This window comes from Pseudomonas sp. B6001, assembly GCF_013386015.1.
Lineage (GTDB): Bacteria > Pseudomonadota > Gammaproteobacteria > Pseudomonadales > Pseudomonadaceae > Aquipseudomonas.
This window is the reverse complement of record NZ_JACAOX010000021.1, coordinates 35,785-55,494: the sequence shown is the minus strand read 5'-3', so window position 1 is coordinate 55,494 and position 19,710 is coordinate 35,785. Positions and strand designations below refer to the sequence as shown.

Here is a 19,710-nt window from a genome sequence, read left to right as displayed (position 1 = left end):
TCGAAACTCATTGCGCTACAATCAACCTTCGCACCGAGAGGACGCTGTCATGGCCGAACTGACGTTTGAGCAAAAGCAGGATCACTACGACAAGATCCGTCGTTCCAACTACCTGGCCAGCCTGCGCCTGGAAGGGTTCGACACCCAGCCCGCCGACGTCGACAAACCCCTGCCGACCCGCGAAGCCGTCCTCGCCAAGTACCGCAACACCCCACGCTGATGCTCGACAAATATGGCGTGGGCCAGGACCCGTACTGCTACCCCGGTAGCAGCGTCCTGCGCAACCGCCTCGATTTGTTCGACGAAGAACGCCTGCACCAGGCCGAGCGGGAACTGTCTGAAATCGCTGTCGGCAGCCTTCCGCTGTATCCCCCGCCCTACGACCTGGAACGCCTGCAACACATCCACCGCACCCTGTTCGCGGACATTTACGAATGGGCCGGGGAACTGCGTACGGTCAACATCCAGAAAGGCGACACGCTGTTCTGCACACCGGAGCGCATCCCGCCTGAGGCGAGCAAGATCATCCAGCACATGGCGCAGGCGAACTGGTTTGTCGGGGTGACGCAGGCGGAGTTGGTGACGCAAGTCGCCGAAGCTTATGGCGACCTCAACGTGATCCACCCGTTTCGCGAAGGGAACGGCCGGGCGCAGCGGATTCTGTTCGAGCAGATCATCGTGAATGCCGGGTTTTCGGTGAATTGGTGGCTGGTGAAGAATGCGGCGTGGATACCGGCGAACATCGATGCGGTGGCGTGTGATTATCGGGGGTTGGAGGCGATTTTCGAGCGGTGTATCAGCACCCCGCGCTAGCCCCGATCGTTCCCTACGCTCCGCGTGGGAATGCCGCCAGGGACGCTCCGCGTCCCGTCATCCGCGCACGACCCAAGCCATGAACACTGGTGACGCGGAGCGTCACGGGATGCATTCCCACGCGGAGCGTGGGAACGATCAAATGTGGGAGCTGGCTTGCCTGCGATAGCGGAGTGTCAGACAACACCTTTACCACTGAAACACCGCCATCGCGGGCAAGCCCGCCTCCCACATTTGACCAGTTTCGTTTGAAGGATCGCGGTGCCATCGATAAAGTCGGTCGCCTCCACCCACTCTCGCGTAACCACCATGAACCTGGCCCCCAACTTCCCCGAAGACATCGCGATGCAGCAGCTCCTGCAACTGCTGCATGAAGAAATTGGCCTGCCCGAACATAAGACGTTGCGCCTTGAAACCGCCATCAACCTCGAACTGGGCAGCGACGGCACCGAAGCCAATCAATTGATGGAAGCTCTGGAGCAAGACTTCGCTGTCGACTTGAACGACTACGACGCTTATCGTTATTTCCAACCTCCCGTCTTCGATGTCTTCCTGAAGCACAGAGCCAAAGGCCGCGGCGACAAAATCCCGCTGACCATCGGCATGCTTTACCTGGCTATCAAGGCCCAACGCTGGGACACGCAAACCCTGGAAAACCTGTAGGAGCGAGCTTGCTCGCGAAAAACCTGAGAGCGCCGCGTTCCCCCTGAAAGCCCGCATTATCGTTAACGACCTTCGCGAGCAAGCTCGCACCTACAACCAAGGACCTTACATGGACGTACTAATGGGCCTGCTGGCCGCCCTGCTCTGGGGCGGCACGGACTTCCTCGTGGGCCTCAACGCCCGAGCTGTCGGCGTCAAACGCGCGGTGTACTTCGGCCAGGCGCTGGGCTTCCTGATCATGACCCTGCTGCTGGTCATATTCCCGGCCTTCCTCGTCAAATCCCTCGCGGCGCCTTTGAGTGTCTGGCTCCTGGGAGCCGCAGCAGCCCTGCTGACCGTCTCCGGCGCCCTTGCGCTGTCCAAGGCCTTCTCGCTGGGCAAAGCGGCCATTGTCGCGCCGCTGGTGACGTCCTACGGTGTCGTGACTACTTTGCTGTCATGGGCCAGCGGCGAACACATCAGCCTGATCCAACTCGGCTGCATCGCTCTCTGCGTAATTGGCGTGATCCTGTCCAGCATTCACAAGGACAATGGCGTCCCTCACAACAGTTCCAGCCGCTCAATCGCCTACGCGATGCTCGCAGCGTTGCTCTACGGCACAAGCTTTTGGGTGCAGGGCCGCTACACCCTGCCGACGCTTGGCCCGGTCACGATGCTTTGGCTTGGGTATTTGGTTGGCCTGTGCGTCCTGGTGTTGATGGTGCTTAAGATCAAAGACGGCCTGAAAATCCCACCGCTGAAAAACTGCGCAACGCTGACCAGCGCGAGCCTGATGAACCTGGGTGGGTTCTCGGCGTTCTCGTGGGGCGCAATGGCGGGGTCGGTTTCCGTGGTGACGGTGATCAGCACCCTGTCCGGTGGGATCGCCGCGATTCTGGGGTTTGTGTTTTTCAAGGAGCGGCTGTCAGCGGTGCAAGTGACCGGTGTGGTGCTGGTGTTAGTGGGAGCCGTGGTTCTGCACCTCGTCGACTGATCCTTCGCCCACAAAAAAGCCGCCCACTAGGGGCGGCTTTTTCACAACGGCCGAATCTTACAACTTCGGACCCGCAGCCTTGATCGCATCGCTCACTTCAAACTTCTTGAAGTTCTCGATGAACAGACCCGCCAGCGCTTTCGCCGCTTCATCGTAGGCAGCCTTGTCAGCCCAAGTGTTACGTGGGTTCAACAGGCCAGTCTCGACGCCCGGTACAGCCAATGGCACGTCCAGGTTGATGGTGTCCAGGTGCTCGGTCTCGGCACCAATCAACGCACCGCTCTGGATCGCTGCAATCACGCCACGGGTGGTCGGGATGTTGAAGCGCTTGCCAACGCCGTAGCCGCCGCCGGTCCAGCCGGTGTTGACCAGGTAGACCTTGGAGCCGAAGCCGCGCACGCGCTTGATCAGCAGTTCTGCGTATTCACCAGCCGGGCGTGGGAAGAATGGCGCGCCGAAGCAGGTGGAGAAGGTCGACTTGATGCCGCCGCCCGAACCCATTTCGGTCGAGCCCACCAGAGCGGTGTAGCCGGACAGGAAGTGGTAGGCCGCTTGTTCTTCGCTGAGGATCGACACGGGCGGCAGTACGCCGGTCAGGTCGCAGGTCAGGAAGATCACAGCGTTTGGCTCGCCACCGAGGTTTTTCTCGGAGCGCTTGGCCACGTGCTCCAGCGGGTAGGCGGCGCGGCTGTTCTGGGTCAGGCTGACGTTGGTGTAGTCGGCGTGCTTGGCATCGTCGATCACCACGTTTTCGAGCACGGTGCCGTGCTTGATGGCTTTCCAGATCACCGGCTCGTTCTTCTCGGACAGGTCGATGCACTTGGCATAGCAACCGCCTTCGATGTTGAACACCACACCTTCGCCCCAGCCGTGTTCGTCGTCGCCGATCAGGTAGCGGCTTTCGTCGGCGGACAGGGTGGTTTTACCGGTGCCCGACAGACCGAAGAACAGGGTCACGTCGCCGGCTTCGCCGATGTTGGCGGCGCAGTGCATCGGCAGCACGTCGGAGGCCGGCAGCAGGAAGTTCTGCACCGAGAACATGGCTTTTTTCATTTCACCGGCGTAACGCATGCCGGCGATCAGGACTTTTTTCTGGGCGAAGTTGAGGATCACGCAACCGTCGGAGTTGGTGCCGTCACGCTCTGGCACGCATTCGAAGTTGGCCACGTTGAGCACTTGCCACTCTTCACGACCGGCCGGGTTGTACTGGGCCGGGTTGATGAACAGGCAACGACCGAACAGGTTCTGCCAGGCAGTCTGGGTGGTCATTTTCACGGCCAGGTAGTGGTCTTCTGCAGCCCCTACGTGAACGTGGGAAACGAAATGCTCTTGCGCGTTGTTGAATGCCTCGACGCGAGCCCACAGGGCATCGAACTTGTCGGCCGGGAACTTGCGGTTGATCGGGCCCCAGGCAATGGCAGCCTGGGTGGAAGGCTCTTCAACGATGAAGCGGTCGACTGGCGAACGGCCGGTACGGTGACCGGTTTCTACGACCAGCGCACCGGTATCGGCAAGCACGCCTTCACCGCGCTGCAGGGCTTCTTTGACCAGATCGTCAACACTCAGATCGGTGTATACGGCGTTATTGGCTTGCGTCATGAGGTTCCCCGTCGGCCAGTGGCCGAGTGCTCCAAACGTTTTGTAGTAGAAAGTTGCGCACTACTACCGCGAAAAAAGTGGGCCGGATTATGCCAGAAAAGCCCAAAAAGAGTAGGGCCCTCCGGTCAGAACGGCGGAAATCCGGCGTTTGTCAGGTGATTTACCTGTGCTTAAACGTTTTAGTGGCGGGTGCCTGAAGGGGTATCTACGCCCGCGCCGGCGAATAATTGAGCAATATCGGCAGCGTCGAACAGGTAGCGCTGGTTGCAGAACTGGCAGTCGATCTCGATGTTGCCACCGTGTTCCACCACCAGGTCCTGCGCATCTTCCAGGCCCAGGCTGACCAGGGCAGTTGCCGAGCGCTCGCGGGAGCAGCTGCAGTGGAAGCGCAGGGACTGCACGTCGAACAGGCGCACGGCCTCTTCGTGGTAGAGGCGGTGCAGGATGGTTTCGTTATCCAGGCCCAGCAACTCTTCGGCTTTCAGGGTGCCGGCCAGGGCGGTGATGTGGGCCCAGCTGTCGGCGCGGTCTTCTTCGTCCTTGATGCGGTCGGCCGGCAGTTGTTGCAGCAGCAGGCCACGGGCGCGCTTGCCGTCGGCGTTGAGCCAGAAGCGGGTGCCCACTTGCTGGGACATCACGAAATAATTGGTGAAGCAGTCGGACAGGGTTTCGCCGTCGAGGTCGACGATGCCCTGGTAACGCTGGCCTACCGTCGGGTCGACGGTCAGGGCCAGCACGCCGTCTGGCATCAGGTCAGCCAGGGTCGCATCGGCGGCGATGCGGTCGGCGTCGTAGCGGGCCAGCCCACGGATTTCGCGCTCGCTGGAGCATTCGATCATCAGCAGCGGGATCGGGCCTTCGGAGCGGGCCTGCAGGATCAGCAAGCCATCGAACTTCAGGGTGCCCACCAGCAGCGAGGCAGCCGCCATCAGTTCGCCGAGCAATTGCGCGACCGGCTCCGGATAGGGGTGCTTGGCGAGGACTTCGGCATAGCTGCGCTCCAGGGCGACCAGTTCGCCGCGGGCGTCGCTGTCGTCGAAGATGAAGCGTTGGGTGAAGTCGGTATCCGGTAGATCAGTCATAGGTCTGGGTATCTGAATTGATGACAAAAAGATGACAAGGTTTATAGAATTACACGCTTTAGCACCGTTTTGGTGCGGCCTTCTGCGGGAAAACGAAGCGCTTTAAAGCTAAGAGGAAACAGTTTATGAACAATCCGGGTTTGTTCCAAGCCAGGTGGGACCTCGGTCGATTGGCCCTGTGTAATTTACTCGCTGTGGGGCTGCTGTGTTTTTGGCTCTGGCCGGCGGGCCAGGCGCTCTGCACGGTTTTCGACGAGTGGCTGTTTCATCTGCTCAATGACCCGCTGGCAAGCAGCTCCGCGTGGCTGCATGTGTGGGCGGTGGCCAGTTTGCGGCCGTTTGACGCGGTGGTCGGGGTGATTCTGCTGACGCTGTTGATCCGTGGCGACTGGGTGTTCAAGGCGATTGAAGTGCGCCAGGCGTTTTTCGGCTTCCTGGGCATTTTGCTGCTGTTGCTGTTTATCCGCATGCTGTTTTCCAAGCTGGCGGCGCAAATGGGCTGGCAACACCATAGCCCGTCGATGGTGATCAGCGGCGCGATTCAGATGAGCGACTATTTCCCGGGCCTGGAGAAGACATGGGAGTTGAAGGACCGCTCCAGCCAGAGCTTCCCGGGGGATCATGCATCGGTATTGCTGATCTGGGGGATGTTCATGACCGTGTTTGCCAAGCGGATCGGGCAGGTGCTGGTGATCTGGGGCTTGGCGCTGCTGTTCATGATGCCGCGGCTGGTGGCCGGTGCGCATTGGGGGCAGGACGATTATATCGGTGGGGTGTTGCTGGCGCTGTTGGCGTTGGGCTGGGGTTACTACACGCCCTTTGCAGCGAAGGTTTCGCGGGGGCTGGTGCGAGTGACGAGCCCGGTGTTTGAGTTGTTTCGGCGAGTACCGCTGGTTAATCGCTTGAGCGTGATTCGCAGCGTTTGAGTTGAAATAGCAGGAGCCGACCTGGCTCCTGCGGTCTGCCGATTAATCATCATTGCCACTGCCGCGAAACTTGAACAGGTCGCGCCGCTGCTTCTTGCTTGGCTTGCCGTCGGTGGTCATGCCCAGGGAGCCGGCCTTGCGCATGGCCGCCGCGTTTTCGCGCTTGGCGATGCTGGCTTCGGTCTCGGTATACAACGCCTGCGCCTCGGGAGCGCCCCTTCGCACAATTGAAAGCGCCTGGACCACGACGGTTCGTTCATCAAACCCGGCACGGATCTGAAACTCATCGCCGATGCGTGGCTCCTTGCCGGGCTTGCAACGCTCGCCGCGCCAATGCACCTTGCCACTCTCGATCGCCGCCTTGGCCAAGGCACGGGTCTTGAAGAAACGCGCCGCCCACAACCACTTGTCCAAACGGACTTTTTCTTCCTCTTCCTGCTTCTGAGCCACTTGAATTCCTCGCTCTGAAAAATGTCGCAACTTTACCGTTGAAACCCTTCAACGCATAAACCCTTGAGCTCACCTAAGATACGCCAGGTAGCATCCTGTTTTCGCGAGGTTAACGTGTGACCGACTTTCCCATTTCACTGACCTCGCCCAAACAAGCCTGTGCGGGCTGCCAGCAAAGTGAGCCGCTGGGCTTTGAGTTCGCCTTTGCGTATCAGCCTATCGTGGACCTGCGTAACCAGTCGATCTTTGCCCATGAAGCCTTGGTGCGCGGCGTGAATGGTGAGGGCGCGATGTCGGTGCTGGATCAGGTCAACGACAGCAATCGCTACCGTTTCGACCAGCAATGCCGCACCCGCGCGATCGCCACCGCTTCGACACTCAACATGCAGACGCACCTTTCAATCAACTTCATGCCCAATGCGGTCTATCGACCAGAACTGTGCATCCGCAGCACCCTGGAGGCGGCCCGCGCGCATAATTTTCCGTTGGATCGGCTGATTTTCGAGACCCTGGAAAGCGAGCATGTAGATAACTATCGCCATTTGACGAATATTCTGCGTGAATACCGCGAATTCGGCTTCAAGACCGCCATCGACGATTTCGGGGCGGGCTATTCGGGGCTGAATCTGCTGGCCGATTTCCAACCTGACCTGATCAAACTCGACATGGCGCTGATCCGCGATGTCGACCGTGATCGTGTCCGTCAGGTGATCGTCCGGGGGATTGTCACAATCTGTGAGCAGTTGGGCGTTACTGTCATCGCCGAGGGCATCGAAAGCGCCGGCGAGCGGGACTTTCTCGCCGACTGTGGAATATTTCTGATGCAGGGCTACTGGTTCGCCAAGCCTGCATTCAAAGCCCTGGCCGAGGTATCACCCGCCGCCTGGGCGAATTAATTGCCGGTTATTCATATTGAAGACATTTGACCATTTGACCGTTGTGGGTCTGCGTGAGTGGGTGGCACTTCCCGACTTGGGAGTGGCAGGCCTGCGCGCCAAGATCGACACCGGCGCCAGTACCTCAAGCCTGCATGCCACCGAGATCGAGCCATTTGAGCGCGACGGTGCAAAGTGGGTGCGCTTCACCGCGCACCTGGGCAGCGTGGTGCAACTGCGTCACCGGCGCTGCGAAGCACCGCTGGTGGCGATGAAAACCATTAAAAGCTCCAACGGCCAGGCCCAGGTGCGGTATGTGATCAGCACCACCCTGGCCCTGGGCGATCGGGTATGGCGGGTGGAATTCACCCTCGCCTGCCGCAAGGCCATGCGTTACCGCCTGTTGCTGGGCTCCAAGGCCCTGATTGACGGCCAACTGGTGGTCAGTCCCGGCGTCAAATACGTTCAAGACAAGCCGGTGTTCCCGGTCTCTACTACCTCTGCCACAGGTGCTGCATGAAGATCGCTGTGCTGTCGCGTAACCCGCGTCTGTATTCCACCCGTCGCCTGGTCGAGGCCGGCACCGAACGTGGCCATGAGATGGTGGTGATCGATACGTTGCGCGCCTATATGAACATTGCCAGTCATAAGCCGCAGATCCACTACCGGGGCAAACCGCTGGAAGGCTTCGATGCGGTGATCCCGCGTATCGGTGCTTCGGTGACGTTCTATGGCTGCGCGGTACTGCGCCAGTTTGAAATGATGGGGGTGTCTCCCCTCAATGAATCGGTGGCTATCGCCCGTTCGCGGGACAAGCTGCGCTCGCTGCAGTTGCTGTCGCGCCGTGGCATTGGCTTGCCGGTCACCGGCTTTGCGCACTCCCCGGATGACATTCCCGACCTGATCGAGATGGTCAACGGCGCGCCGCTGGTGATCAAGGTGCTGGAAGGTACCCAGGGCATCGGCGTAGTGCTGTGTGAAACCGCGACTGCGGCCGAGTCGGTGATCGAGGCGTTCATGGGCCTCAAGCAGAACATCATGGTGCAGGAGTACATCAAGGAAGCCGGCGGTGCGGATATCCGCTGCTTCGTGGTGGGCGACAAGGTGATTGCCGCGATGAAGCGCCAGGCCAAGCCGGGTGAGTTTCGGTCCAACCTGCACCGTGGCGGCAGTGCCAGCCTGATCAAGATCACCCCGGAAGAACGCATGACCGCACTGCGGGCAGCCAAGGTCATGGGGTTGAGCGTGGCGGGTGTGGATATATTGCGCTCCAACCACGGGCCGCTGGTGATGGAGGTGAACTCGTCACCGGGCCTGGAAGGAATTGAGACCACCACCGGCAAGGATGTGGCGGGGATCATCATTCAGCATCTGGAGAAGAGTGGTGGGCCGAATATGACCAGGACCAAAGGCAAAGGTTGAGGACACCCAACCTGTAAAGCACCGCAAAACCAGTGTGGGAGCGGGCTTGCTCGCGAAGGCGGTGGATCAGTCGACATTTCTATGGACTGACCCACCGCCTTCGCGAGCAAGCCCGCTCCCACATTTAGACCGCGTCCCTGGGCAACATCAGCCCCAACGGCAAGCGCACTCGCGCTTCCAGGCCGCCATCCGGCCGGTTGCGCAATTCGACATTGCCGCCATGCATCGAAGCAATCCGCCGCACGATCGCCAGCCCCAGGCCCGTGCCTTTGCCACCCCGGGCACGGTCGCCTCGGGTGAACGGGTTGAAGATACCTTCCAGTTCCGCCGGATCGATGCCGGCCCCACGGTCCATGACACTCAGAACCACGTAAGGCGCGCTGGTATCCCCGGAAACGTAGGCTGCTACTTCCACATCGGAACCGGCGTGATGCAGCGCGTTACCAATCAGGTTATTCAGCAGGCGCTTCATCGAAACCCGACGCAACGCGAACGGCTGGATCGGCTCCAGGCGCATGCGCACCTGCTCGCCATTCTGGTTGTAAGGAGCAACCACCTCGCGAACCAGGTCCGTCAGGTCGACCTCTTCCACCACCTCGTCCCGGCCATCGCGGATAAACGCCAGGAACTGGTCGAGAATCGCGTCCATGTCCTCGATGTCTCGAACCATGTCGTCGGTAAGGTCGGTGTGGTTACCCATCAGTTCCAGGGAAAGCCGCAGACGCGTCAGCGGCGTGCGCAGGTCATGGGACACCCCCGCCAGCATCAGCTCGCGCTCGCGCCCCGCCTGTTCGACATCCTCGGCCATCTGGTTGAACGCGCTGTACACCTCGGTCATTTCACTCGGCGTATCGCTGATGGGCAGGCGCACACTGCGGCCCTGGCCCAGCTGGCGTGCGGCAAACACCAGGCGCTTGAGCGGCTGGTTGAGCTGGCGCACGAAAATCCAGGCAGACGCGGTGGAAAGCAAGCCAATCGCCAGGAACCAGCCCAGCACGTTCCAGATCTTCTGCCCCCGCAACGGATGCGGATACAGCGGCACTTTCAGCCAGTCCTCCCCCAGGCTCGGCGCTCGCACCCACAGCGCCGGCGACACATGCATGCGCAGCCGCACCTCGGTGTCTTCACCCAGTTCGGCCTGCATCTGGCGCTGGTAGATTTCGCTGTAGGGCCAATGTTGCTCGCCCTCGGGCACGCCCGCGCCCGCGACCCGGACCAGGGTAGCGGCCTTGGCGATCTTCTCGCGGTTCTCGGGGTCTGCGGCCCAGTAGGCGCGCAAGGTCAGCGCGACACCGTGGCTGTACTGCCGGTCCACCAGCACGTCTTCGTTCATCAACAGATAAACCAGTGTCAGGGCCTTGGAAAACAGTACGACGATGAGCACCAGCCAAAGGGTGCGTGAGAAGAAACTCTGCGGGAACCACAACGGGGTTTTCATAAAAGACAGCTGGACACCTTGCAGGAGCGAGCCAAGCTCGCAGAATTGCAAACGCCGGGCAACCGGCTGACTCTTATCGAGTCATCACCGGCACGCCCGCCTCTGCAAATCATCGGTCACTTGGTTGCAGTGCCATCCGGCACAAACACGTAACCCACACCCCACACCGTCTGGATATAACGCGGCTTGGATGGATCGGGCTCGATCATCCGGCGCAGACGGGAGATCTGTACGTCGATGGAGCGCTCGAGGGCGTCCCACTCACGGCCACGGGCCAGGTTCATCAGCTTGTCGCGGGTCAGCGGCTGGCGAGCGTTCATCACCAGTGCCTTGAGCACGGCGAATTCGCCGGTGGTCAGCATGTGCACTTCATCGCCACGCTTGAGCTCACGGGTGGCCAGCGACAACTCGTAGTCGCCGAAGGTCACGCTTTCGTCTTCGCTGCCTGGAGCGCCCGGTACCGGGGCGGCCTGGCGACGCAGTACGGCCTTGACCCGTGCCATCAGCTCGTCCGGGTTGAACGGCTTGGCCAGGTAATCGTCGGCGCCCAGTTCCAGGCCCTTGATGCGGCTCAGCTCATCGCCCTTGGCGGTCAGCATGATAATCGGGATCTGATTGTTGGCGCCGCGCAGGCGTTTGCAGGCGGTCAGGCCGTCTTCGCCGGGCAGCATCAGGTCCAGCACCACCAGGTTGAAGACTTCACGTCCCAACAGGCGGTCCATCTGTTCGGTGTTTGGCACCGCGCGGGCACGGTAGCCCTTGGAGTTGAAGAAACGCTCCAGCAGGCTGCTCAGCCCCGGATCGTCATCAACGATGAGAATTTTTTCGCCTTCAGCAGTTTGTGCAGTGCTGCTCATTAGATGCTCCTCTTATCTCGGCGCGCATTATGGCGTAGCTGCCGTTATACGCACCGTGTGCATTGTTAGCAGATTTTTCCTCTACCGCCAGCGAACCCGCGCCCTACAACCTTGGCGGCAATCCCCCCAAGGGCAGAACGCTGGTTATAATGCGGCGCCTTTGTGCAGGGCAACGTCAGTTCGTTACCGTTTACTGCCAGGGGATTTTTTTCACCCGCTTGTAGTGATTTTTTCGATTTCGAGGGTCAATAGGCTGCCTCTTGACCCAGGCAGCGGCGCCAGACGGGCCGCTCAACCAGCCTCGCGGGCCTTGTTTTCCGGGCCTGCGAGCCTGCTTTCAGAATTTCAGGTGGTTTTATGGACAGCATCAACAGCCGCATCGCCGAGGAACTCGGCGTACGCCCACAACAGGTCGAAGCGGCCGTCGCTCTACTGGATGAAGGCTCCACAGTGCCCTTCATCGCCCGTTACCGTAAAGAAGTCACCGGCAGCCTCGATGATATCCAGTTGCGGCATCTGGAAGAGCGCCTGCGCTACCTGCGAGAACTCGACGAACGGCGTATCAGCATCCTCGCCAGCATCGAAGAGCAAGGCAAGCTGACCCCGCAGCTGGAACGCGACATCAAGCTCGCCGACACCAAGACCCGCCTCGAAGACTTGTACCTGCCGTACAAGCAGAAGCGCCGCACCAAGGGCCAGATCGCCCTGGAAGCGGGCCTCGGCGAGCTGGCCGACGGTCTGTTCAACGACCCGTCCCTGGCCCCGGAAACCGAAGCTGCACGCTTTGTCGATGCCGAAAAAGGCGTGGCCGACGTCAAGGCCGCCCTCGAAGGCGCCAAGTACATCCTCATGGAGCGCTTCGCCGAAGACGCCAACCTGCTGGAAAAACTGCGCAACTACCTGAAGCAGGAAGCCACCCTCAGTGCCCGCGTAATCGCCGGCAAGGAAGAGGAAGGCGCCAAGTTCCGCGATTACTTCGAACACGACGAGCCGCTGAAAAGCATGCCGTCCCACCGTGCACTGGCGATTTTCCGCGGCCGCAACGAAGGCATCCTGAGCTCCGCGCTGAAAGTCGGCGACGAGCTGCCAGGCACCATGCACCCGTGCGAAGGCATGATCGGTCAACAATTCGGCATCCAGAATCAGAATCGTCCTGCGGACAAGTGGCTCAGTGAAGTCGTGCGCTGGACCTGGAAGGTCAAGCTCTACACCCACCTCGAAACCGACCTGCTGGGCGAGTTGCGCGACGGCGCCGAAACCGAAGCCATCAGCGTATTCGCCCACAACCTGCACGACCTGCTGCTGGCCGCACCCGCCGGCCCACGCGCGACCCTGGGCCTCGACCCGGGCCTGCGCACCGGCTGCAAGGTTGCCGTGGTCGACGCCACCGGCAAGCTGCTGGATCACGCCACGGTTTACCCCCACGTGCCGCACAACAAGTGGGACCAGACCATCGCCATCCTGGCCGCCCTGTGCGCCAAGCACTCGGTGGACCTGATTGCCATCGGCAACGGCACCGCCAGCCGTGAAACCGACAAGCTGGCCGCCGAGCTGATCAAAAAATACCCAGGCATGCAGATGACCAAGGTGATGGTCTCCGAGGCCGGCGCTTCGGTGTACTCCGCGTCTGAACTGGCTTCCAAGGAATTCCCGGACCTCGACGTGTCGATCCGTGGCGCCGTGTCCATTGCTCGCCGCCTGCAGGACCCACTGGCCGAGCTGGTGAAGATCGACCCGAAATCCATCGGCGTCGGCCAGTACCAGCACGACGTGTCGCAGCTGAAACTGGCTCGCGGCCTGGACGCCGTGGTTGAAGACTGCGTGAACGCCGTGGGCGTGGACGTAAACACCGCTTCGGTTGCGCTGCTGGCCCGCATCTCCGGCCTCAACGCCACCCTGGCGCAGAACATCGTGACCCACCGCGACGAAAACGGTGCGTTCAAGACCCGTGCAGCGCTGAAAAAAGTCGCACGCCTTGGCGAAAAAACCTTCGAGCAAGCCGCCGGCTTCCTGCGCGTCATGAACGGTGACAACCCGCTGGATTCCTCGGCTGTCCACCCGGAAGCCTACCCGCTGGTACAACGCATCGCCGCTGAAACCGACCGCGACATCCGCTCGCTGATCGGCGACGCCGCGTTCCTCAAGCGCCTCGACCCGAAGAAGTACACCGACGAAACCTTCGGCGTGCCGACCATCACCGACATCCTGCAAGAGCTGGAAAAACCTGGCCGCGACCCGCGTCCCGAGTTCAAGACCGCCGAGTTCCAGGAAGGCGTCGAAGACCTCAAGGACCTGCAACTGGGGATGATCCTCGAAGGCGTGGTGACCAACGTGACCAACTTCGGCGCGTTTGTGGATATCGGCGTGCATCAGGACGGTTTGGTGCACATCTCTGCGCTTTCGGAGAAGTTCATCAAGGACCCGCGTGAAGCGGTGAAAGCCGGTGATGTGGTTAAGGTCAAGGTCATGGAAGTCGACATCCCGCGCAAACGCGTCGGCCTGTCGATGCGCATGAGCGACACCCCGGGCGAGAAAATCGACGGTGCCCGCGGCGCACGCCCGGGCTCGGCGCCACGCCAGTCCCAAGGCGCCGCCCCCCGCAAGGAAACCGCTGCGCCAGCCCCGGCCAACAACGCCATGGCTTCGCTGTTCGCCAACGCCAAACAACTGAAGAAACGTTAATGGAACTGCCAGCCGGCTTGACCCACAGCGCTTTCAGCGAACTCATTGGCTGCCGCCTGCAGCGCCTGGAAACCGGTGTTGCCGAGGTGGCCATGACCCTGGAACCGCAGTTGCGCAACCGCGCTGGCAAGCTCCATGGCGGGGCGATCTTCAGCCTGGTGGACATTGCCATGGGGCTGGCGTGTTCCAGCTCCCATGGTTTCGACCAGCAGAGCGCGACCATCGAATGCAAGATCAACTACATCCGCGCCGTTTCCGACGGCGATGTGCTGTGCACCGCCCGGGTGATTCACCCGGGTCGGCGCACGCTGGTGGTCGAGGCGGACGTGTACCAGGACGAAAAACTGGTCGCAAAAGCACAAGGCACCTTCGCTGTCCTATAGCTCCCTGTCATCGATTTGAGTTAATTTCGGCGCTTCGAAAGTTGCGCCGAACTTTTCCTCGTGCGCGATGGCCAGATTCAGGGACGAGGGCGGCTCTTTCAGAGTGGGTCAATCCGGCTCAAAAACCAGGCGATAACGCCAGTTTCCACTTCACCCTTGTAGACCGTCCTGACCACCCCCATATTGGGGCGACTGACGCGTGAAGGAATCCAACTTGAGCGAACTTCTCAACCGCCGCCTGGCCCTGCTCGGCAAGCACGAACACCTCTCTTTGCTCGAGCAATGCCTGCACGGCATCGAGCGCGAATGCCTGCGCGTCACCGGTGAAGGCCGACTGGCACAAACGCCGCATCCCGAGGCCCTGGGCGCTGCACTGACCCACGAACAGATCACCACCGACTATTCCGAGTCGCTGCTTGAATTCATCACGCCGGCGTTGCCCAACCCGGCCGATACCCTGAGCAGCCTCGACAAGATCCACCGTTTTGCCTACAGCAAGCTCGGCAGCGAGTACCTGTGGAGTCCATCGATGCCGTGCCCGTTGCCGGCCGAGGAAGATATTCCGATTGCCTACTACGGCACCTCCAACATCGGACAGCTCAAGTACGTGTATCGCAAGGGCCTGGCCCTGCGGTACGGCAAGACCATGCAGTGCATCGCCGGGATCCACTACAACTTTTCCCTGCCGGAAGACCTCTGGCCGTTGCTCAAGGAAGCCGAAGGCTTTGTGGGCACCGACCGGGATTACCAGTCCACGGCCTATATCGCGCTGATCCGTAACTTCCGCCGCTACAGCTGGCTGCTGATGTACCTGTTCGGCGCCTCGCCGGCCCTGGACGCGGGTTTCCTGCGCGGTCGTTCGCACCAGCTCGAAGTGCTGGACGCCGACACCCTGTACCTGCCGTACGCCACCAGCCTGCGCATGAGCGACCTGGGTTACCAGAGCAACGCCCAGGCCGGCCTGACGCCGTGCTACAACGACCTGGCGAGCTACACCGACAGCCTGCGCGAAGCTGTGGCGACACCCTACGCACCGTACGTCGAAGTCGGCACCCATAAGGACGGTGAGTGGGTTCAGCTCAACACCAACATCCTGCAGATCGAAAACGAGTACTACTCCAACATCCGGCCCAAGCGCGTGACCTACACTGGCGAACGGCCGATCCAGGCGCTGATGGCCCGTGGCATCCAGTACATCGAAGTGCGTTGCCTGGACATCAACCCGTTCCTGCCGATGGGCATCGACTTGCAAGAGTCGCGCTTCCTCGATGCGTTCCTGCTGTATTGCGCGCTGAATGACAGCCCGCTGTTCGCCGACAATGAGTGCGGCAACGCCACCTCCAACTTCCTCAGCGTGGTCAAGGAAGGCCGCCGTCCGGGCCTGCAATTGCAGCGCCGTGGCGAATCGGTGGACATGAAGGAATGGGCGGCAGAGCTGCTGGAGCAGATTGCTCCGCTGGCGGCGATGCTGGACCAGAGCCAGGGCATCAATGAACACAGCCAGGCGCTGGACGCGCAGCTGGCGAAGGTCAAGGATTCGTCCCTGACCCCGTCGGCCCAGGTGCTGGCGGCGATGAGCGAGCGTAAAGAGAGCTTTGCGCAGTTCTCGCTGCATCAGAGCCAGGTGCATGCGGAGTACTTCCGCAGCGAGCCGTTGAAGGCAGAGGAACAGGCACGCTTTGAAGAGCTGGCGCGCAGTTCGCTGGCGCAGCAGGCGGAGCTTGAGCAGAACGAAGTGGGTGATTTTGACGTGTTTGTCGGGTCGTACCAGGCGAGCATCCTCGCCATCAGCAACTAAAAGCCTGACACAGCCCCCTGTGGGAGCGGGCTTGCTCGCGAAAGCGTTGTATCAGTCGATGTATTCGGTGACTGATTCACCGCTTTCGCGAGCAAGCCCGCTCCCACATTTGACCTATGCGCCTTCTAGCCTGGGGCGCGAGTTTCTCCTCATAAGCTAATTCGAAAATGTTATTTATTTTCGGATTCTTAGATCATTTAGTCTTCTCACACGCCGACCTCCGGCCGCCTGATGAGGACTTCCCCCTTGAAACTGCACTTCCCCCTTCGCCTCTTGGCGGCGTTGTCCCTGGCCGGTGCCAGCCTGTTTGCCCAGGCCGCCGACGTGACCATCGCTTACCAGACCACCGTTGACCCGGCGAAAGTCGCCCAGGCCGACGGCGCTTACGAAAAAGCCACCAACGCCAAGATCGACTGGCGCAAATTCGACAACGGTGCCGACATCATCGCCGCCATCGCTTCCGGTGACGTGCAGATCGGCTACCTGGGCTCCAGCCCGCTGACCGCTGCCGTGACCCGCAAGGTCCCGGTAGAAACTTTCCTGATCGCCACCCAGATCGGCGGGGCCGAGGCCCTGGTGGCCCGCAACGGTTCCGGGATCAACAGCCCGCAGGACCTGATCGGCAAGAAAGTCGCCGTGCCATTCGTTTCCACCGGCCACTACAGCCTGCTGGCCGCGTTGAAGCACTGGAACATCGACCCGTCCAAAGTGACCATCCTCAACCTCGCCCCGCCGGCCATCATCGCCGCCTGGAAACGTGGTGATATCGACGCCACCTACGTGTGGGACCCAGCGCTTGGCGTGGCCAAGGAAAACGGCAAGGTGCTGATCACCTCCGGCGAACTGGCCAAATTTGGCGCACCGACCTTCGATGCCTGGATCGTGCGCAAGGATTTCGCCGAGAAGCACCCGGAAATCGTCACGGCTTTTGCCAAGGTCACCCTGGATGCCTATGCCGCTTACCGCAAAGACCCACAAGCCTGGCTGGCTGACAAAGGCAACGTCGACAAACTGGTGAAGCTCTCCGGGGCCAAGGCCAGCGACATTCCGCTGCTGCTGCAAGGCAACGTCTACCCGCTGGCGGCTGACCAGGTCACCCTGCTCGGCGCACCGACCACCAAGGCTGTCACCGATACCGCCGCGTTCCTCAAGGAACAAGGCAAGGTCGACGCCGTACTGCCGGACTACGCCCCGTACGTCAGCCCGAAGTTCATCACTAACTGATACCAGGAGTTAACCGCGATGGCCTTGCTACAACTGGAGCGCATCAGCGCACAGTACCCAGGCAGCCCGGAGCCAGTACTGGCAGATATTTCCCTGAGCCTTGGGCCCCAGCAATTGCTGGTGGCCCTCGGCCCTTCCGGCAGTGGCAAGACTTCGCTGTTGAACCTGATTGCCGGCTTTGTAGAACCCAGCGCCGGGCGCATCACCCTTGACGGTGTGCCGGTAAAGGGGCCGAGCGCCGAACGCGGCGTGGTGTTCCAGGACGACGCCCTGCTGCCCTGGCAGGACGTGCTGGCCAACGTCGGTTTCGGCCTGGAGTTGGCAGGCGTGCCCAAGGACCAGCGGGAAATCCGCGCCCGGGAAATGCTCGCCCTGGTGGACCTCGCCGGTTTCGACAGCCGTCGTATCTGGCAACTCTCCGGTGGCCAGAAGCAACGTGTCGGCCTGGCCCGTGCATTGGCTGCCGACCCCCGCGTACTGCTGATGGACGAACCCTTCGGCGCCCTTGATGCCTTCACCCGCGAACAGATGCAGGAGCTGTTGCTGCAAGTCTGGCGGCGCACGGCCAAACCGGTATTCCTGATTACCCACGACATCGAAGAAGCGGTGTTCCTCGCCACGGATTTGATTCTGCTGGCGCCCAACCCCGGCCAGATCGTCGAGCGCCTGAGCCTGGACTTCGGCCAGCGCTACGCCGCCGGCGAGTCGGCACGCGCGATCAAGTCCGACCCGCGCTTTATCGAAACCCGCGAACACGTGCTGGGCAAGGTGTTCTCCCAACGGCAGGTGTCCGCATGAGCAGTTACGAATTACCGGCCACGGCCACCAAGCCGGCGAGCAAACCCGTCGTGCCCGTACGCCGCAGCCTGAGCACCCGCTGGATCAGCGTGTTGACCCTGGTGACCCTGGTTGCCATCTGGTGGGCCGTGACCGCCAGCGGGCTGATCGAGCCGCTGTTCCTGCCACCGCCTTCGGCCGTGCTGCAAAAAGGCTGGCTGCTGGCGACCACCGGCTACATGGACTCCACCCTGTGGCAGCATCTGGGCGCGAGCCTCAAGCGCATCGGCCTGGGCCTCGGCTTTGCCGTGCTGACCGCCGTGCCGGTGGGGATTGCCATCGGTTCCAACCGCATCGCCCGGGGCATTCTCGACCCGCTGATCGAGTTCTACCGGCCGATTCCACCACTGGCCTACCTGCCGCTGATCGTGATCTGGTGCGGCATCGGCGAGCTGTCCAAAGTACTGCTGATCTACCTGGCGATTTTTGCGCCGATTGCCATCGCGACCGCCACCGGCGTACGTACCGTCGACCCGGCCAAACTGCGCGCTGCGCAGTCGTTGGGCGCTACCCGGGCACAACTGATTCGCCATGTGATCCTGCCGAGCGCCCTGCCCGACATCCTCACCGGCGTGCGAATTGGCCTGGGCGTGGGTTGGTCGACCCTGGTAGCCGCAGAATTGATCGCGGCCACCAGCGGCCTGGGCTTCATGGTGCAGTCCGCCGCGCAATTCCTGGTCACCGACGTGGTGGTGCTGGGGATTCTGATGATCGCGCTGATCGCCTTCGCCATGGAAATGGGCTTGCGTGCCCTGCAGCGCAAATTGGTGCCGTGGCATGGCCAGGCACACTGAAAAATTTTCGACGAGAATCCCATGAGCAGCCTGACCGTAACACCTCTCAGCACCGCCCTTGGCGCCCAGATCAGTGGCGTCGACATCACCCAACCGTTGAAGATTGAAGACCGCGACGCCATCGAACAGGCGCTGCTCAAGCATTCGGTACTGTTCTTCCGCAACCAGCCGATCAACCCGCAGCAACAGGCGCGGTTCGCGGCGAATTTCGGCGACCTGCACATTCACCCGATCTACCCCAACGTGCCGGAGCAGCCAGAAGTGCTGATCCTCGACACCGCCGTGACCGACGTGCGCGACAACGCCATCTGGCACACCGACGTGACCTTCCTGCCCACCCCGGCCCTCGGTGCGGTACTGAGCGCCAAGCTGCTGCCGGAGTTTGGTGGCGATACGTTGTGGGCCAGCGGGATTGCCGCGTATGAGGCGTTGTCCGAGCCGTTCAAGAAGCTGTTGGACGGTTTGACGGCAACCCATGACTTCACCCGCTCCTTCCCGCTGGAGCGTTATGGCACCACGCCGGAAGATTTGGCGCGCTGGGAAGAAGCCCGGCGCAAGAACCCGCCGCTGTCTCATCCGGTGATTCGTACGCACCCGGTGAGCGGGCGTAAGTCGCTGTTCGTCAGCGAGGGGTTCACCAGCAAGATCAACGAACTGGAGCCGGCGGAAAGCGACGTGGTGTTGAAGCTGCTGTTTGCCCATGCAACACGGCCGGAATTCACCATTCGCTGGCGTTGGCAGGAAAATGACGTGGCGTTCTGGGATAACCGCGTGACCCAGCATTACGCGGTGGATGATTACCGGCCGCAGCGGCGGGTGATGCATCGGGCGACGATTCTTGGAGATGTGCCGTTCTAGCAGGCACACCACAAATCAAATGTGGGAGCGGGCTTG

The 19,710-nt window shown here is 61.3% G+C and carries 20 protein-coding genes and 1 pseudogene; 15 read left to right on the top strand and 6 right to left on the bottom strand.

Annotation, left to right across the window (positions count from 1 at the left end; genetic code table 11):
* The first annotated feature begins 49 nt into the window (after positions 1-49).
* The 3 genes from HX821_RS23845 to HX821_RS23835 all read left to right on the top strand — a co-directional run bounded on the left by HX821_RS23845 (position 50) and on the right by HX821_RS23835 (position 1,476).
* Positions 50-220 (top strand): YhfG family protein, encoded by a 171-nt coding sequence (locus tag HX821_RS23845; protein ID WP_003213201.1) that lies wholly within the window; start codon positions 50-52, stop codon positions 218-220.
* Entirely contained in the window at positions 220-813 is a 594-nt protein-coding gene (locus HX821_RS23840; protein ID WP_008435782.1) for a putative adenosine monophosphate-protein transferase Fic, read from the top strand. The genes HX821_RS23845 and HX821_RS23840 overlap by 1 nt, the downstream gene beginning before the upstream one ends.
* A 309-nt stretch (positions 814-1,122) precedes the next feature.
* The gene (locus HX821_RS23835; protein ID WP_177036522.1) at positions 1,123-1,476 is read left to right on the top strand and encodes a DUF1493 family protein; all 354 of its coding nucleotides are present in this window, start codon (positions 1,123-1,125) and stop codon (positions 1,474-1,476) included.
* On the opposite strand, the pseudogene HX821_RS32075 reads toward HX821_RS23835, so the two are convergent.
* A pseudogene (locus tag HX821_RS32075) lies at positions 1,454-1,576 on the bottom strand (outer membrane lipoprotein carrier protein LolA); the annotation flags it as partial. The gene HX821_RS23835 and the pseudogene HX821_RS32075 sit on opposite strands and share 23 nt — an antisense overlap.
* 21 nt (positions 1,577-1,597) lie before the next feature.
* Between HX821_RS32075 and HX821_RS23830 the strand changes: the two are divergent.
* Positions 1,598-2,449: a DMT family transporter gene (locus tag HX821_RS23830; RefSeq protein ID WP_087692724.1), complete on the top strand. Its 852-nt coding sequence runs from the start codon at positions 1,598-1,600 to the stop codon at positions 2,447-2,449.
* 57 nt (positions 2,450-2,506) lie between these two features.
* Here HX821_RS23830 and HX821_RS23825 read toward each other — a convergent pair whose 3' ends face one another.
* Together HX821_RS23825 and hslO are read right to left on the bottom strand one after the other, a co-directional pair.
* A complete protein-coding gene (locus HX821_RS23825; RefSeq protein WP_003213191.1) occupies positions 2,507-4,048 on the bottom strand; it encodes a phosphoenolpyruvate carboxykinase in 1,542 nt (513 codons plus the stop codon).
* Between the two features lie 179 nt (positions 4,049-4,227).
* Positions 4,228-5,130 carry an Hsp33 family molecular chaperone HslO gene (gene hslO / locus HX821_RS23820; RefSeq protein ID WP_102367891.1) on the bottom strand — a complete coding sequence of 301 codons (903 nt, stop codon included), beginning with the start codon at positions 5,128-5,130 and terminating at the stop codon, positions 4,228-4,230.
* Between the two features lie 125 nt (positions 5,131-5,255).
* Between hslO and HX821_RS23815 the strand changes: the two genes are divergently transcribed.
* Positions 5,256-6,056 carry a phosphatase PAP2 family protein gene (locus tag HX821_RS23815; RefSeq protein ID WP_087692726.1) on the top strand — a complete coding sequence of 267 codons (801 nt, stop codon included), beginning with the start codon at positions 5,256-5,258 and terminating at the stop codon, positions 6,054-6,056.
* Positions 6,057-6,098: 42 nt separating this feature from the next.
* Here the strand turns inward: HX821_RS23815 and HX821_RS23810 are convergent, their stop codons facing one another.
* Positions 6,099-6,506, bottom strand: a complete 408-nt coding sequence (locus tag HX821_RS23810; protein ID WP_003213184.1) for an RNA-binding S4 domain-containing protein — start codon at positions 6,504-6,506, stop codon at positions 6,099-6,101.
* Positions 6,507-6,622: 116 nt separating this feature from the next.
* Between HX821_RS23810 and HX821_RS23805 the strand changes: the two genes are divergently transcribed.
* The 3 genes from HX821_RS23805 to rimK are packed head-to-tail and all read left to right on the top strand — an operon-like array spanning position 6,623 to position 8,803.
* Positions 6,623-7,402: an EAL domain-containing protein gene (locus HX821_RS23805; RefSeq protein ID WP_134325546.1), complete on the top strand. Its 780-nt coding sequence runs from the start codon at positions 6,623-6,625 to the stop codon at positions 7,400-7,402.
* A gap of 34 nt (positions 7,403-7,436) precedes the next feature.
* On the top strand, positions 7,437-7,901 hold the full coding sequence (locus HX821_RS23800; protein WP_371132397.1) for an ATP-dependent zinc protease: 465 nt from the start codon (positions 7,437-7,439) through the stop codon (positions 7,899-7,901).
* Positions 7,898-8,803 carry a 30S ribosomal protein S6--L-glutamate ligase gene (rimK, locus tag HX821_RS23795; RefSeq protein WP_003213178.1) on the top strand — a complete coding sequence of 302 codons (906 nt, stop codon included), beginning with the start codon at positions 7,898-7,900 and terminating at the stop codon, positions 8,801-8,803. Before HX821_RS23800 ends, rimK begins: the two co-directional genes overlap by 4 nt.
* A gap of 124 nt (positions 8,804-8,927) precedes the next feature.
* Here rimK and HX821_RS23790 read toward each other — a convergent pair whose 3' ends face one another.
* Together HX821_RS23790 and ompR are read right to left on the bottom strand one after the other, a co-directional pair.
* Positions 8,928-10,241 (bottom strand): ATP-binding protein, encoded by a 1,314-nt coding sequence (locus tag HX821_RS23790; RefSeq protein ID WP_003213176.1) that lies wholly within the window; start codon positions 10,239-10,241, stop codon positions 8,928-8,930.
* Between the two features lie 116 nt (positions 10,242-10,357).
* Entirely contained in the window at positions 10,358-11,098 is a 741-nt protein-coding gene (gene ompR / locus HX821_RS23785; RefSeq protein WP_003213175.1) for a two-component system response regulator OmpR, read from the bottom strand.
* A 357-nt stretch (positions 11,099-11,455) separates the two neighbouring features.
* Between ompR and HX821_RS23780 the strand changes: the two genes are divergently transcribed.
* From HX821_RS23780 to tauD, 7 genes are all read left to right on the top strand, one after another.
* On the top strand, positions 11,456-13,780 hold the full coding sequence (locus tag HX821_RS23780) for a Tex family protein (RefSeq protein ID WP_102367889.1): 2,325 nt from the start codon (positions 11,456-11,458) through the stop codon (positions 13,778-13,780).
* Entirely contained in the window at positions 13,780-14,163 is a 384-nt protein-coding gene (locus tag HX821_RS23775; protein ID WP_008435797.1) for a PaaI family thioesterase, read from the top strand. Before HX821_RS23780 ends, HX821_RS23775 begins: the two co-directional genes overlap by 1 nt.
* Positions 14,164-14,377: 214 nt before the next feature.
* Complete coding sequence (gene gshA / locus HX821_RS23770; protein WP_008435798.1) at positions 14,378-15,961, top strand: glutamate--cysteine ligase; 1,584 nt, start codon at positions 14,378-14,380, stop codon at positions 15,959-15,961.
* Positions 15,962-16,207: 246 nt separating this feature from the next.
* Positions 16,208-17,185 (top strand): taurine ABC transporter substrate-binding protein, encoded by a 978-nt coding sequence (gene tauA, locus HX821_RS23765; RefSeq protein ID WP_003213167.1) that lies wholly within the window; start codon positions 16,208-16,210, stop codon positions 17,183-17,185.
* 18 nt (positions 17,186-17,203) lie between these two features.
* Positions 17,204-17,983: a taurine ABC transporter ATP-binding subunit gene (gene tauB / locus HX821_RS23760; RefSeq protein WP_023659332.1), complete on the top strand. Its 780-nt coding sequence runs from the start codon at positions 17,204-17,206 to the stop codon at positions 17,981-17,983.
* On the top strand, positions 17,980-18,816 hold the full coding sequence (gene tauC, locus HX821_RS23755) for a taurine ABC transporter permease TauC (protein ID WP_177036520.1): 837 nt from the start codon (positions 17,980-17,982) through the stop codon (positions 18,814-18,816). Before tauB ends, tauC begins: the two co-directional genes overlap by 4 nt.
* A 21-nt stretch (positions 18,817-18,837) precedes the next feature.
* Positions 18,838-19,674, top strand: a complete 837-nt coding sequence (gene tauD, locus HX821_RS23750; RefSeq protein ID WP_177036518.1) for a taurine dioxygenase — start codon at positions 18,838-18,840, stop codon at positions 19,672-19,674.
* The last annotated feature ends 36 nt before the right edge of the window (positions 19,675-19,710 follow it).

What these genes read in the sequence shown, in the direction of transcription:
- HX821_RS23830 (WP_087692724.1), top strand. Translation starts at nt 1,598, where the DNA reads ATGGGCCTGCTGGCCGCCCTGCTCTGGGGCGGCACGGACTTCCTCGTG.
- HX821_RS23775 (WP_008435797.1), top strand. Translation starts at nt 13,780, where the DNA reads ATGGAACTGCCAGCCGGCTTGACCCACAGCGCTTTCAGCGAACTCATT.
- tauC (WP_177036520.1), top strand. Translation starts at nt 17,980, where the DNA reads ATGAGCAGTTACGAATTACCGGCCACGGCCACCAAGCCGGCGAGCAAA.
- tauB (WP_023659332.1), top strand. Translation starts at nt 17,204, where the DNA reads ATGGCCTTGCTACAACTGGAGCGCATCAGCGCACAGTACCCAGGCAGC.
- HX821_RS23790 (WP_003213176.1), bottom strand. Translation starts at nt 10,241, where the DNA reads ATGAAAACCCCGTTGTGGTTCCCGCAGAGTTTCTTCTCACGCACCCTT.
- hslO (WP_102367891.1), bottom strand. Translation starts at nt 5,130, where the DNA reads ATGACTGATCTACCGGATACCGACTTCACCCAACGCTTCATCTTCGAC.
- ompR (WP_003213175.1), bottom strand. Translation starts at nt 11,098, where the DNA reads ATGAGCAGCACTGCACAAACTGCTGAAGGCGAAAAAATTCTCATCGTT.
- HX821_RS23840 (WP_008435782.1), top strand. Translation starts at nt 220, where the DNA reads ATGCTCGACAAATATGGCGTGGGCCAGGACCCGTACTGCTACCCCGGT.
- HX821_RS23845 (WP_003213201.1), top strand. Translation starts at nt 50, where the DNA reads ATGGCCGAACTGACGTTTGAGCAAAAGCAGGATCACTACGACAAGATC.
- HX821_RS23825 (WP_003213191.1), bottom strand. Translation starts at nt 4,048, where the DNA reads ATGACGCAAGCCAATAACGCCGTATACACCGATCTGAGTGTTGACGAT.
- HX821_RS23815 (WP_087692726.1), top strand. Translation starts at nt 5,256, where the DNA reads ATGAACAATCCGGGTTTGTTCCAAGCCAGGTGGGACCTCGGTCGATTG.
- HX821_RS23835 (WP_177036522.1), top strand. Translation starts at nt 1,123, where the DNA reads ATGAACCTGGCCCCCAACTTCCCCGAAGACATCGCGATGCAGCAGCTC.
- rimK (WP_003213178.1), top strand. Translation starts at nt 7,898, where the DNA reads ATGAAGATCGCTGTGCTGTCGCGTAACCCGCGTCTGTATTCCACCCGT.
- tauD (WP_177036518.1), top strand. Translation starts at nt 18,838, where the DNA reads ATGAGCAGCCTGACCGTAACACCTCTCAGCACCGCCCTTGGCGCCCAG.
- HX821_RS23780 (WP_102367889.1), top strand. Translation starts at nt 11,456, where the DNA reads ATGGACAGCATCAACAGCCGCATCGCCGAGGAACTCGGCGTACGCCCA.